Origin of the sequence: Flexivirga meconopsidis, assembly GCF_026162425.1 — a bacterium.
Lineage (GTDB): Bacteria > Actinomycetota > Actinomycetes > Actinomycetales > Dermatophilaceae > Flexivirga > Flexivirga meconopsidis.
Genome location: NZ_JAOBQJ010000004.1, coordinates 277,204 through 289,660 on the forward strand (window position 1 = coordinate 277,204; position 12,457 = coordinate 289,660).

Annotated in this window: 10 protein-coding genes and 1 pseudogene; 4 read left to right on the forward strand and 7 right to left on the reverse strand. The window is 68.7% G+C overall.

Annotated features, from left to right (window positions below; genetic code table 11):
- The first annotated feature begins 114 nt into the window (after positions 1 to 114).
- Together N2M23_RS14865 and N2M23_RS14870 are read left to right on the forward strand one after the other, a co-directional pair.
- Positions 115 to 1,608, forward strand: coding sequence for a hemolysin family protein (locus N2M23_RS14865; protein ID WP_265446517.1), 1,494 nt, complete (start codon positions 115 to 117; stop codon positions 1,606 to 1,608).
- Positions 1,592 to 2,626: a hemolysin family protein gene (locus N2M23_RS14870; protein WP_341870602.1), complete on the forward strand. Its 1,035-nt coding sequence runs from the start codon at positions 1,592 to 1,594 to the stop codon at positions 2,624 to 2,626. Before N2M23_RS14865 ends, N2M23_RS14870 begins: the two co-directional genes overlap by 17 nt.
- Positions 2,627 to 2,807: 181 nt before the next feature.
- Here the strand turns inward: N2M23_RS14870 and N2M23_RS14875 are convergent, their stop codons facing one another.
- Positions 2,808 to 4,415 (reverse strand): HNH endonuclease signature motif containing protein, encoded by a 1,608-nt coding sequence (locus N2M23_RS14875; RefSeq protein WP_265446519.1) that lies wholly within the window; start codon positions 4,413 to 4,415, stop codon positions 2,808 to 2,810.
- A 148-nt stretch (positions 4,416 to 4,563) separates the two neighbouring features.
- Between N2M23_RS14875 and N2M23_RS14880 the strand changes: the two genes are divergently transcribed.
- The gene (locus N2M23_RS14880; protein ID WP_265446521.1) at positions 4,564 to 4,941 is read left to right on the forward strand and encodes a VOC family protein; all 378 of its coding nucleotides are present in this window, start codon (positions 4,564 to 4,566) and stop codon (positions 4,939 to 4,941) included.
- Here the strand turns inward: N2M23_RS14880 and N2M23_RS14885 are convergent.
- Positions 4,938 to 5,183 (reverse strand): annotated as a pseudogene (locus N2M23_RS14885) (DUF5701 family protein); the annotation flags it as partial. The gene N2M23_RS14880 and the pseudogene N2M23_RS14885 overlap by 4 nt on opposite strands.
- 111 nt (positions 5,184 to 5,294) lie before the next feature.
- Between N2M23_RS14885 and N2M23_RS14890 the strand changes: the two are divergent.
- Positions 5,295 to 6,392 carry an NAD-dependent epimerase/dehydratase family protein gene (locus tag N2M23_RS14890; RefSeq protein ID WP_265446523.1) on the forward strand — a complete coding sequence of 366 codons (1,098 nt, stop codon included), beginning with the start codon at positions 5,295 to 5,297 and terminating at the stop codon, positions 6,390 to 6,392.
- A gap of 162 nt (positions 6,393 to 6,554) precedes the next feature.
- Here N2M23_RS14890 and N2M23_RS14895 read toward each other — a convergent pair whose 3' ends face one another.
- The 5 genes from N2M23_RS14895 to N2M23_RS14915 all read right to left on the reverse strand — a co-directional run bounded on the left by N2M23_RS14895 (position 6,555) and on the right by N2M23_RS14915 (position 12,369).
- Complete coding sequence (locus N2M23_RS14895) at positions 6,555 to 8,348, reverse strand: ABC transporter ATP-binding protein (protein ID WP_265446980.1); 1,794 nt, start codon at positions 8,346 to 8,348, stop codon at positions 6,555 to 6,557.
- Between the two features lie 83 nt (positions 8,349 to 8,431).
- A complete protein-coding gene (locus N2M23_RS14900; RefSeq protein ID WP_265446525.1) occupies positions 8,432 to 10,390 on the reverse strand; it encodes an ABC transporter ATP-binding protein in 1,959 nt (652 codons plus the stop codon).
- Between the two features lie 175 nt (positions 10,391 to 10,565).
- Positions 10,566 to 11,348: a proteasome subunit alpha gene (prcA, locus tag N2M23_RS14905; protein WP_265446526.1), complete on the reverse strand. Its 783-nt coding sequence runs from the start codon at positions 11,346 to 11,348 to the stop codon at positions 10,566 to 10,568.
- Positions 11,345 to 12,172, reverse strand: a complete 828-nt coding sequence (gene prcB, locus N2M23_RS14910) for a proteasome subunit beta (RefSeq protein WP_265446527.1) — start codon at positions 12,170 to 12,172, stop codon at positions 11,345 to 11,347. Before prcB ends, prcA begins: the two co-directional genes overlap by 4 nt.
- Complete coding sequence (locus tag N2M23_RS14915) at positions 12,169 to 12,369, reverse strand: ubiquitin-like protein Pup (RefSeq protein WP_171157895.1); 201 nt, start codon at positions 12,367 to 12,369, stop codon at positions 12,169 to 12,171. Before N2M23_RS14915 ends, prcB begins: the two co-directional genes overlap by 4 nt.
- Positions 12,370 to 12,457 lie beyond the last annotated feature (88 nt).

The window sequence follows — 12,457 nt, forward strand, 5'->3', positions numbered from 1 at the left end:
GTGCTGGCGGCCCTGCTGGTCGCTGGCCCCGACCCGCACCCGTCGGCGTCGGCGCATGGTCGCACCGGGTCGTTTTCGCCGAACGCCGGGGGTTTGGTTACTGTATCCACACTCATGATCGAACTGCTGCTGCTGTTCATTGCCCTCCTCATGGTGCTCGGCTGCGGCATTTTTGTTGCCGCCGAGTTCTCGTTCATCACCGTCGATCGGCTGGCCGTCGAGCGCGCCGCCTCCGCGGGTGACCGCACCGCGGACGGCCTGCTGCACGGGCTGCGGTCGCTGTCGACCCAGCTGTCCGGTGCACAACTCGGCATCACCATCACCAACCTGGCGATCGGCTTTCTCGCCGAACCGGCGATTGCGAAGCTGTTGCACGGTCCACTTGAGTCCACCGGCGTCCCGTCCGGGACGGTGCCCGCGATCGCGGTCATCGTGGCCATGGTGCTCAGCACGGCCGGCACCATGGTGATCGGCGAGTTGGTGCCGAAGAACCTCGCAATCGCGTTGCCCATGCGCACCGCGCGCAGCGTGCAGGGCTTCATGCGTGGCTTCACTGCCGTCACCCGGCCGGCGATCGCGGTGCTCAACGGCGCGGCGAACGCGGCGCTGCGCCGGATGGGCATCGAGCCGACCGAGGAACTCGCGTCCGCGCGCAGCCCGCAGGAACTCTCCTTCCTGGTCGAGCATTCGGCCCAGGCCGGTGTGCTGCCGGCCGACACCGCGCGGCTGCTGCGGCGCAGCCTGGAGTTCGGCGAACGACGCGCGAGCGACGTCATGACCCCGCGCAGCACGGTCCACTTCGTCGGCCCGGACGACTCGCTCGCCGATGTGGTGCGCCTGGTGCGCGCTACCGGTCACTCTCGCTTCCCGGTGCTCGACGCCGGCACCGATGAGGTTGTGGGCGTGATCGCGACCGGCGGGCTGTTGCGCGTTCCGGCGCCGAAACGCGCTGGTACGTCGGTGCGTTCGGCCATGCGCACACCCCTGCTCGTGCCGGCGTCGGTCGATCTCGACTCGCTCCTCGGCCAGTTGCGCGACGGCGGGCAGCAACTCGCCGTGGTGATCGACGAGTACGGCGGCGTCGACGGTGTTGTGACCCTGGAGGACCTGGTCGAGGAACTCGTCGGCGCGGTCGACGACGAGCACGACACGCACTCCACCCCGGTGCGCGAGGTGGTCCCGGGCACGTGGGAGCTGTCCGGTTTGCTGCGTCCCGACGAAATCCGCGATGCGATCGGTGTCGAGCTCCCGGAGGATGAGGAGTACGAGACTCTCGGCGGGCTGATCGTCGACCGACTCGGGCGGCTGGCGCGCGACGGTGACGTGGTGCGACTGCAGCTGTATGACGATGACGCTGCGCCATACGAGGTGGAGCTGCGGGTGCTGGCGATGGACGACCTGCGCGTGGACGCGGTGCGGGTGAGCGTGCACCGCGACGCCCACGAACGTCCCGGCGGAAGATCAGCCGGCGACGAAGCGCCCGGCGGAAGATCAGTCGGCGATGAGCCCGCCGGCGACCGGCCCGACACTCACGACCAACCCGACCCTCACGACGAACTCGACACTCACGGCCAATCTCACCCCGAGGGCGGTGAGCGACGTGGGTAACTGGATCGCGCTCGGCTTCGCGGTGGTGCTGTTGCTACTCAACGCGTTCTTCGTGGGCGCGGAGTTCGCGCTGATCTCTGCACGGCGCTCGGCGGTCGAGCCCAAGGCGCGTGAGGGTTCGCGTGCTGCCCGGATCACCGTCTCCGCGATGGAGCAGGTGTCGTTGATGATGGCGACCGCGCAACTCGGGATCACCCTGGCGTCACTGGGACTCGGTGCACTCGGCGAACCCGCGGTCGCCCACCTGATGGAGCCGGTTTTCCAGCTGCTCGGCATCCCCGAATCGGTCAGCACGATCGTCGCGTTCGTGATCGCCCTCGCGATCGTGGTCTTCCTGCATGTGGTGCTCGGCGAGATGATCCCCAAGAACATCGCGCTCGCCGGGCCCGACCGGGCAGCGCTCTGGCTCACTCCCCCGCTGGTGTTGATCAGCAAGTTGCTCTGGCCGTTCGTGGTCTCGCTCAACGCGTTGGCCAACCTCGTCCTGCGGATCCTGCGGGTGGAGCCCAAGGACGAGGTGAGCAGCACCTTCAATCGCGATCAGGTCGGCGAGCTCGTCGCCGAATCACGGCGTGAGGGTCTGCTCGACGACGCCGAACAGGCTTTGCTTGCAGGCGCACTCGGTTTCGAGGAGCAGACGGTCGCGGACGCGATGGTGCCCATGCACCGGGTCGTCACGGTGCCGGTTTCGGTGTCGCGCAGTCAGGTCGAGGCCGTCGCCGCCAAGGCGGGCTACTCCCGGCTGCCGGTGGTGCCCGACAACGGCGGTATGCCGGTCGGCTACCTGCACCTGAAGGACCTGCTGATCCTGGACGGCGAAGACATCTCGGAGGTCGTGCCGGCCCGCCTGCTACGTCCACTGCCCAAGCTGGCCCATTCCGGGGATCTGGGCGCGGCAATGGAAATGATGCAGCAGCACCAGGTGCATCTCGCGTTGGTGACCGACGGCGCCGAACCGGTCGGACTGCTCGCTCTCGAGGATGTGTTGTCACGGCTCATCGGGCGAGTGCGCGGTTAGCGGCTTTAGCGGCGCACGGCCACGCTCGCCGGAAGGCCAACGTCTTCATCCTGACAACTTAAGGAAAAGTCCTACATTTGCGTATGGCGGGGTCGCGCAGCGGCTGCCCACATGGTCCTGGTCAGGCTGCACGTTGGCGGCCTCGATGTCCTCAGCATCCACGTTGGCGGCCGCGATGTCCTCAGGCTCCAGGCGGGTCGGGGTCATCCTCGATGTCGTCGTTTCGTCGAGCCACCCGTTCGCTGTTTCGTCGCACGATCCGCTCGACCGGGCCGATGTCCGTTGCGCGCCGCGGGTCGAATCGGACCCACGCGAGGTGCAGCGGGTCGTTCGTCGGCCCGGCATACGGCGCAAAGTCTCTCGCGGCCGGGGTGGTCGCGGCCGGATCTGGCTCGGTCGGTGTTGGCTCGGGCGGGTCTGGCGAGCAGCCGGTGGGCGACGGCCCGCGAGGGTTCGGGCGGGTCGGGCCGATGGCCGCGCCACCGCGCTCGGTGAAGATGACACCGTCGCGGCGGCTCGGGTCGCCGACGATCGTGAACGCGCCACGGTGGTGCTCATGATGGTGAAACCGACAGAGCATGATGAGCCGGTTGTCGTCGGTCGCGCCGCCGTTGATCCAGTGGTCGAGGTGGTGACACTCGAGGTTGTGCAACGCGAGGCACCCAGGGAATCGGCAACCGCGGTCGCGATCTTCGAGGATGCGGCGAGTCCGCGCGGGAACGATGCGCTGAGATCGCCCAACGTTCACCGGGCGGCCCTCGGTCTCCCAGATCGGCTGCACCGACCCGTCGCAGATCATCCGATCACGCAGGCTGGGCGGTATCGCCGCCCCCTTCTGCAGCCATGCGTTGCCGGCGGTGTCGAGGTGGAGATAGACCCGATAACGATCGGCGCGGGAGCCACCGACCGGTGCCCCGGTGTCGAGTGACCGCTCGGCCAGCACGGCCATCGCCTCGCCGAGCGTTGATCTGTTCGGCGGCGGGCTGGCCGGCGAATGCGGCGAAGTGGCCTTCCCATCCGGCGCGTCGGCGGACCTCGACTGGTTTCGGCGCAGCGCGAACAACGCATCCTTGGCCTCGAGCAGAGCCTGCTCCACGAGGGCCCCGATGTCGGCCGGTGCCTCGTAGGTCAGCTTGAATCGGCCGGCCGCGTAGCGCATGTGGAGTTGCGCCGCCGCGGTCGCCGGGTCGAACAGGTCGGGTGCCCGCTGCTCTGCGGCATCGACGGACTGCTGCTGCGTCTCGACGTCGTCGACAGCTCCGTCCGGCAGGTATGCCGTTGCCCCGGATCCGTCGTCGTCGGCGACGGTGTCGGCGTTGAACTCATATCGAGTCAGGCTGCGCCGCAACTGGGTCACTGTGGCGTAGGACGCGAACTCGGCGACATCCTCGTCATACGCAGCAGGGGTGTACTTTGCGACGACGGCGGCTTGGCCCAGGGTGAGCCTGCCGTTGTCGAGCAGCGTTGACATCCGGGGCAATTCGTCCGCGCGTCGGGCGATCCGGACGATGTCGTGCGCGCTCGACCAGGCGACGCCGGCGAATGCGGTCAGCCAGTGCTCTGGTGACTTCAGCCCGGCACCGGCCCACAGCTCGTCAGCCAGCACCCGACGCATCAGGTCGACGAGTCGGCTGTGGCCGTTGTTGATCTGACCGCAGATCTCGCCGAGCTCGTCACGAGCGAGTTGTAGCGGGTTGGCCGGTTGCGCAGTGTCGTCACCGGGAGCCAGCAGGTCGGACGGGTCGTCAGAACCGACGGAGGAACCGGTCGGATGAGGCGAATTTGCCACAGTGTCAGTGTATTTCGCACTATCACTCGGCTGCGGAGTCGGACTTCCGCGCATTCGTCCTGCGGTCATGCGAGCAGTCAAACACCGACCACCGACAGCCCGTTCGGACGCCGACGATCGCTGTCCCTGACCCCGCTACCCTGACCAGATGGGCGTCCTACAGTTCGACCATCTGGTGCTCCGCGTCGCGGATGTCGAGCGTGCACTCGACTTCTACACCCACGGGCTCGGCCTCCCGGCGGAGCGGGTCGAGCAGTGGCGGGCCGGCCGACTGCCGTTCCCGTCGGTGCGCGTCACCGACGAGACGATCATCGACCTGGTCGCGGGCCAGCCGTCGGCGGCGCTCGACCACTTCTGCCTCGTCGTCGAACCTGGGGATGCTGAGGCGCTACTGGCCAACCCGTGGCTGCAGTTCACCGACCGCACGCCGGCCGAGCGGTCGGGGGCACGCGGCACGGGAATGTCGCTCTACACCACGGACCCGGACGGCAACACCATCGAATTACGTTGGTATCCCGGAAGCTAACTGCTCAGCGCAGCCCCCCAGGGCCGTCGCCCGGCGGTTGACGCAAAGCCCAACCAGGTATGCCGGTTGCCCGCCCGGCACCAGCCGACCTTGGGGGCGTCACGGCGTTCTTTGCCGTCCCGGCCTGTGCCGTTGCTGATCCAGATGGCCGGTGTGCGCGAGTCCAGCCGCCCGGACGGCTTCGTCAGGCGGCTGCCGATCGTCATGAAGCACCTGTTTCGCTCCAGCACCTCTGGTGACTGGGCGGGTAATCAGGGGGTGGGCAGATCGGGCGGCGAGGGTCAGTCGGGCGGCAATCGAACCGAGTAGTGCGCACTGGGCTGTTCGGGTCCGCCACAGTCGGCCGCCGGGGCATGTTCGCAACGCCTCTGGTGGCGCAGGTGTTCCCTGCCCAGAGCAGCGCCGTGTTGCGCCGACGGTTGGGAGGTGTTGCGGTGGTCAGCATGCGGCTCCTGGTGCTCGGTGGAACAGCTTGGCTTGGTGGCGAGGTAGTACGGGCCGCCCTCGTGCGCGGCGACGAGGTGGCCTGCCTCGCTCGTGGCACCTCGGACGTGCCTGTGGGCGCCCTCCTTGTGCGCGCGGATCGCGATGATCCACAGTGCTATTCGGCGCTGGAGGGCCACTTCGACGCGGCGATCGATCTCACCCGGGACCCGACTCATGCACGCGGTGCGGTGAGCGCCCTGCGTGACCGGGTGCCGCACTGGGTGTTCGTCTCCACCTGTTCGGTGTATGCCGACGATGCCACTCCCGGACAGGATGAGTCGGGGCCGTTGCTGCCGGCGTTGACCGGCGCCTACACGATGGAGCGGTATGGCGAGGCCAAGGTCGCGTGCGAGGAGGCGGTGCTTTCGTCATACGGGATCGAGCACGCGATGATCGCGCGCGCTGGGTTGATCACCGGGCCCGGTGACCACAGCGATCGCACGGGGTATTGGCCGCTGCGGTTCGCGCACCCGGCGAGCGACGACGGAGCCGTGCTGGTGCCGGACGCTCCCGACGCGGCCGTGCAACTGATCGATGTGCGCGATCTCGCAACGTGGCTCGTCGACGGCGCGGCGCACCGGACCTCGGGCGTCTTCAACGCCATGGCGCAGCACGTGCCGCTGCCTGAATACCTCGACACCGCACGGCAGGTCGCGGGTCACACGGGCAGGGTGGTGCCGGTCGACCAAGAGTGGATCGCTGCGCGGGACATCGCGCCGTGGAGCGGTCCGCGCAGCTTTCCGATCTGGCTGCCGCAACCCGACTTCGCCGGGTTCTCCACACGCAGGGTCGACGCCGCACTCGGCGCGGGGTTGCGGCCGCGACTGCTCGCCGAGTCGATCCGCGACACCCTCAAGTGGGAGCTGCGGGGCGGTCCCGGCCGGCAGCGGCGGGCGGGACTGTCCCCCGGCGACGAGCGTGAGTTGCTGGCGGAGTTTGGCGACCGGCGCGGAACTCGCCGATAAGGTAACCGACGCGCCGCGAAGCGGGTCCGTGCCGGCGCGTCACGCACCTTGTCGGTGAGTTTTGCGTATGCCGGGTCAGGCCAGCGACGACCCCGACGCGCCGCGAAGCGGGTCCGTACCGGCGAGTCACGCACCTTGTCGGTGAGTTTTGCGTATGCCGGGTCAGGCCAGCGACGACACCCACGCGCGGTGCAGCGCGGCGTACCGGCCATCGTCCGAGGCGATGAGGTCGGCCGGGGCGCCGTCCTCGAGCACCTGACCGTGCTCCAGCACCAGCACTCGATCGGCGACCTCGACGGTCGACAGTCGATGCGCGATGATCAGCGCGGTGCGGTCGGCGAGCACGGTCTCCAGGGCGCGCTGCACCAGGCGTTCGCTCGGGATGTCGAGCGACGAGGTCGCCTCGTCGAGGATCAGGACCGCGGGGTCGGCGAGGAAAGCCCTTGCGAATGCGACCAATTGACGCTGTCCTGCCGACAGACGTCCGCCGCGCTTCTCCACCGAGGTGTCGTAGCCATCCGGCAACTCCTCGATGAAGTGGTGCGCGCCAACCGCCTCAGCGGCCGCCCGCACCTCGGCGTCCGACGCGGTCGGCTTGCCGAAGCGGATGTTGTCGGCGACGCTGCCCTCGAACATGAAGTTCTCCTGGGTCACCATCACCACGTGCCGTCGCAGCTGGGGTTGGTCGACGTCGCGCAGGTCGGTGCCGTCCAGAGTGATGCTGCCGGAGGTCGGGTCGTAGAACCGGGCCATCAGCTTGGCGATCGTCGTCTTGCCGGCCCCGGTGGTGCCCACGAGTGCGACCGTCTGCCCGGCCGGGATCTCGAGGTCGAGGCCGGGCAGCACCGGCCGGTCCTCGACGTAGCCGAACCGGACATTGTCGAATCGCACTGCGCCCTGGACGTTCTCCAGCTGTTTGGGAGTGGCCGGGTCGGCGATGCCAGGCCCCGTCGCGAGCACCCCGGCCAGCTTCTCCAGCGCGGACGTCGCCGATTGAAACGTGTTGAAGAACTGGGTGATGTCCTGCATCGGCTCGAAGAACATCCGCAGGTAGAGCAGGAACGCGGCCAGCACGCCAACCGTCATGTGCCCGTGCAGGACGCGCCATCCGCCATACAGCAGGACGACGCCGGTCATGATGTTGCCGACCAGCTTCACCGCGGGCATGAAGATCGCGATCAGCCGGAAGGTCCGCTCGTTGATCGCCCGGTAGCGCTCGGCGACCTCCTCGAAGATCTCCTGGTTGCGCGGCTCGCGCCGGTAGGCCTGCACCGCCTTGATCCCGGTCATCGTCTCGACGAACTGCACTATCACGAGGGCAGCGCTCTCGCGTACCTCGCGATAGGTCTTGCTCGACTCGTTGCGGAACCAGATCGACAGCGCGACCAGCACCGGGAAGCTGATCAGGCAGATCAGCCCGAGCTCGATGTCGAGTGTTACCAACAGGATTGACGTGCCGAGCAGGGTCAGCACGGCGGTGATCAGGCTGTCGAAGCCGTTCTCCAGCATCTCCTGGATCGCTTCGACGTCATTGGTCGAGCGACTCACCACGCGCCCGGACGTGTACTTGTCGTGGAAGCTGACGTCGAGCCGCTGGAAGTGCCGGAACACCCGGCGCCGCAGCTCGAGCAGCGCGAGCTGGCCGATGCGGCCGGACTGCCGCAGGAAGAACCACCGGCTGATCGCCTGCACCGCGACGATGACGCAGAGCGCGCCGACGACGACCAGCAGGTCGTGGGCGTTGCCGTCGCGGGTGAGCGGCGGCACGCCGTGGTCGATGCCGACCTGCACCAGCCGGGGCACCGACAGCCGCGCGATGTTCTCGATGACGACCGCGACCAGCAGCACCCCCACCATCTTCTTGTATGGCGCAAGCAGCGATCCGAGCAGCGCACGCGCCTCCCGGCGCAGTGGTCGTTGCTCGTCGATCGGCAGGTCGTCCTTGCCGTCGGACATGACGCCGCGCCAGCGTTGCTCGGGGCGTGCCGAAGCCGGGGACGTTGTTGGTGAATCCGCTTGGCTTGCCTGGGTGTCCGTGCTCATCGGCGCACCTCCCGCCCGGTCTCGCTGCTCTCGCCGGCTCCGCAGTCGCGGCAGGCCTCCTCGGCTCCGGACGCCACCTCGTGCCCGCACCGCAACTCGGCGCGGGCGTCGTCGGTGTCCCAGACCGGGTCGGGTGACGCACCGTCGTCGAGTTCGTCGTCGGCGGCGAGCAGGTAGCGGTAGTGCGGCACGGTCGCCAGCAACTGGCCGTGCGTGCCGACGTGGGTGATGGTGCCGTGCTCGAGCAGCGCGACCCGGTCGGCGAGCAGCACGGTGGACGCGCGATGCGCCACGACCAGACCGGTGACGTCGTGCAGCACCCGCCCGAGCGCCTCTTCGACCAGCGCCTCGGTGTGCACGTCGAGCGCGGACAGGGTGTCGTCGAGCACCAGGATCTTCGGCCGCGCCAGCACCGCGCGCGCGAGCGACAGCCGCTGCCGCTGCCCGCCGGACAGGCTCATCCCCTGCTCACCGATGCGGGTGTCCAAACCGAACGGCAGCTCGTGCACGAACTGTGCCTGCGCGACCTCGATCGCCTCGGCGATCTCCTCGTCGCTCGCGTCGGGCCGGCCGAGGGTGAGGTTCTCCCGCACCGAGAGCGAGAAGAGTGTCGGGTCCTCGAACGCGGTCGCGACCGTGCTGCGCAGCGCCGGCAGGCTGAGCTCCCGGATGTCCGTGCCGTCGATGCGGATGCTGCCCTCGGTGACGTCATACAGGCGTGGGATGAGCGAGGTGAGCACCGATTTGCCGGAGCCGGTGGCACCGACCAGGGCGATGGTCTCCCCCGGCGCCACCTCCAGGTCAACGTGCCGCAACGCCCAGCCGGCGTCGTCCGGATCGGTGTGTTCGTCGTCGCCGCCCGGGAAGTGGAAGCCCACGTCGGACAGTTGCAGCCGGCCGCCGGTGCGCGGCTGCCCGAGCGGACCGTCGCCGATGTCGATCGGGGCGTCGAAGATCTCGGCCACCCGGTCGGCGGCAGTCATCGACTCCTGGGTCATCGACAACAGGAAGCCCAGCGAGGCGATCGGCCAGACCAGCGACAGCATCATCGTGATGAAGGCGACCAGCGTGCCGAGGGTGATGCGCCCGGAGCCGACCGCCGCGGCGCCCAGGCCGAGCACGATGATCAGTGTGAGATTGGGGATGACCTCCAGCAGCGTCCAGAATCGCGCCTGCAGCCGGACCTTGCGGACCTGGATGTCGAACAGCTCGCTGACCTGGCCGTCGAACCGGTCGTAGACGTAGTCCTCCCGGCCGAACGACTTGATGACGCGCAGGCCGAGCGCGGACTCCTCCACCCCGGTCGCGACGACGCCCGCCTGGTCCTGCGCCTGGCGGGCCAGCACGGTGAACTGCCGCTGGTTGTGCAGCACGGTCGCGGTGATCGGTGCGATCGACAACAGCACGACCACCCCGAGCGGCCAGTACATCGCGAGCAGGATGCCGGTGATGACCACGATCTGGGTGACGTTGAGCAGGAGGAAGACCAGCCCGAAGCTCAGGAATCGGCGGACGGTGCTGAGATCGTTCATGATGCGCGACAGCAACTGGCCGGACTGCCACTGGTTGTGGAAGGACATCGGCAGGATCTGCAGCCGCGCGTAGAGGTCCTTGCGGATGTCGCGTTCGACGCCCATCGTGGCGCGCGTGACCAGCCAGCGCCGGATGAACCAGAGAACCGCCTCGAGGACGCCGACCCCGAGTGCCGCCGTGCCGAGCACCCACAGGCCGCGCTGATCGTGGTGCTCCACCGGGCCGTCGATGACTGCCTTGGTCATCAGCGGTATGGCGATGGTCGCGCCAAGGCTGACGAACGCGATGACCACCATCGTGATCCACCGGGCCTGATAGGGCCGCAAGTAGGGCAACAAGCGGAGCAGATCGGTGTGCCGCCGCCTGCGGGTCGGGATGGGCGCTATCGCCGGTTCGGATCGCAGGCGGGGTGGTGCGGTCATCGTGGTGCGGGTCCCCCTCGGCGTGGTGGTGGAGCGAGCTACTCGGCCACGGCCCAGCCTGCGACTTCAAGGGCGCTTGAAGTCAAGACGGGTTGCCCTGCACCGAGAAGCTCTGCTGCCTATGGATCATGCCAGAGCGCACTGACAGCCCTCAGGTGCTTTTCCGCCGCCGCGATCAGACCTGCTGCTCGTCCTCGGGCCGGTGGGTGTCATGCACGCCGCGGGTGGTCTTGTCGTCACCCGGTGGCACGTCGCTGGTGGGGTCGTCCGGGCTGAGCAACGCGGTGAGCAGGTCGCCGCTGATCCGCCGGAAGGTGCGGCGTTCGCGGGCGCGGTCGAGCACCGCGACCTCGAGCTGGTCGGCAGCGAGCTCGCGCTGTTCACCGTCGGCGCCCTGTCCCAGCGCGCTGACGGCCAGTCGAAGCGCCGCGCCGAGGTCCAGCCCGTCGGACCAGTGCTCGCCCAGGTCGGAGTTGATCTGCTCGGCGGCGCCGCCCATCGCCACGAAGCCGCGCTCGTCGGCGACCGAGCCGTCATAGGTCAGCCGGTAGATCTGATCCTCGGCCTGGGTCGCGCCCACCTGGGCGACGACGATCTCGACCTCGTAGGGCTTGGACTCCTGGGTGAAGACCGTGCCGAGGGTCTGCGCGTAGGCGTTGGCCAGGCCCCGCGCGGTGACGTCGGAGCGGTCGTAGGAGTAGCCGCGGAAGTCGGCGTAGCGAATGCCGGCGACCCGGAGGTTCTCGAACTCGTTGTACTTGCCGACCGCGGCGAAGCCGATGCGGTCGTAGATCTCAGAGATCTTGTGCAGCGCCCGGCTCGGGTTCTCCGCGACGAAGGCGATGCCGCCGTCGTAGGTCAGCACCACCACCGAACGCCCGCGGGCGATGCCCTTGCGCGCGAAGTCCGCCCGGTCCTTCATCAACTGCTCGGGCGAGACGTAGAACGGCATGCTCATCGGGGCAGGTCACCTCCTCGCGGCTCCTGGCGGCCGGCGACGACCCGGGCGACCACTTCTTCGAGTGTGTCGGAGGCGACGAAGCGCACGCCGTCGGTGTCGATCACCGCGACCGTCGGCCAGATCCGCCGACCGAGGTCCGGTCCGCCGGTGGCGGAGTCGTCGTCGGCGGCGTCATACAGCGCCTCGACGGTGACCCGCACCGCGGCGTCCTGGTCGAGATCGCGGCGCCACAGCTTCTTCAGCGAGCCGCGGGCGAAGAGCGAGCCGGACCCGACCGAGTGGTAGTCGTGCTCCTCGTAGGGGCCACCGGTGACGTCGTAGGAGAAGATCCGACCGCGGCCGGTGTCAATGTCGAAGCCGGCGAAGAGCGGCACGACCGACAGCCCCTGCATCGCCATGCCGAGGTTGCCGCGGATCATCGTGGCGAGCCGGTTGGCCTTGCCGACGAGCGAGAGGCGGGTGCCCTCGATCTTCTCGTAGTGCTCCAACTCGACCTGGAACAGCCGGACCATCTCGATCGCCAGGCTGGACGAGCCGGCGATGCCGACGGCGGAGTAGTCGTCGGTCGCGAAGACCTTCTGCATCTCGTGGTTGGCGATCAGGTTGCCCATCGTGGCGCGTCGGTCACCGGCGATCAGCACGCCGCCGTCGTAGGCCAGCGCGACGATCGTGGTGCCGTGCGGCACGTCGACCGGGCCGCCCGGCACGCTGCGAGAGCCGGGCACCAGGGTCGGCGCGTGGTCACCGAGGAAGTCGGTGAACGACGAGGACCCCGGCCGGCTGTATGGCGAGGGCAGCCGGGTGTCGTCGGCCTTGCTCACTGGCCGCCCTTCTGGACGAAGCCGCGCACGAACTCCTCGGAGTTGGACTCCAGCACGCCGTCGATCTCGTCGAGCACGCTGTCGATGTCGCTGTCGAGCTCCTGCTTGGCGGGCGCGGTGGCCGGTGCCGGCTCGGGTGCGTCGTCGGCCGGGTCGGCGTCACGGCGTTGCGGACTCTTGTGTTCCTGAGTGGCCATGCTCTCGTCCTCTCGTGCGGAGACTTCAACCCTAATCGTCGGTCCCGACGGATGCGACGGGTGTCTCGCGGCGCGTCGCCCAGCAGCG

Bases quoted from the DNA above. Each gene is read 5' to 3' on its own strand.
- N2M23_RS14895 (WP_265446980.1), bottom strand. From the start codon at position 8,348: ATGTCCGACGGCAAGGACGACCTGCCGATCGACGAGCAACGACCACTG.
- N2M23_RS14890 (WP_265446523.1), top strand. From the start codon at position 5,295: ATGTTCGCAACGCCTCTGGTGGCGCAGGTGTTCCCTGCCCAGAGCAGC.
- N2M23_RS14880 (WP_265446521.1), top strand. From the start codon at position 4,564: ATGGGCGTCCTACAGTTCGACCATCTGGTGCTCCGCGTCGCGGATGTC.
- N2M23_RS14865 (WP_265446517.1), top strand. From the start codon at position 115: ATGATCGAACTGCTGCTGCTGTTCATTGCCCTCCTCATGGTGCTCGGC.
- prcA (WP_265446526.1), bottom strand. From the start codon at position 11,348: ATGAGCATGCCGTTCTACGTCTCGCCCGAGCAGTTGATGAAGGACCGG.
- N2M23_RS14900 (WP_265446525.1), bottom strand. From the start codon at position 10,390: ATGACCGCACCACCCCGCCTGCGATCCGAACCGGCGATAGCGCCCATC.
- N2M23_RS14915 (WP_171157895.1), bottom strand. From the start codon at position 12,369: ATGGCCACTCAGGAACACAAGAGTCCGCAACGCCGTGACGCCGACCCG.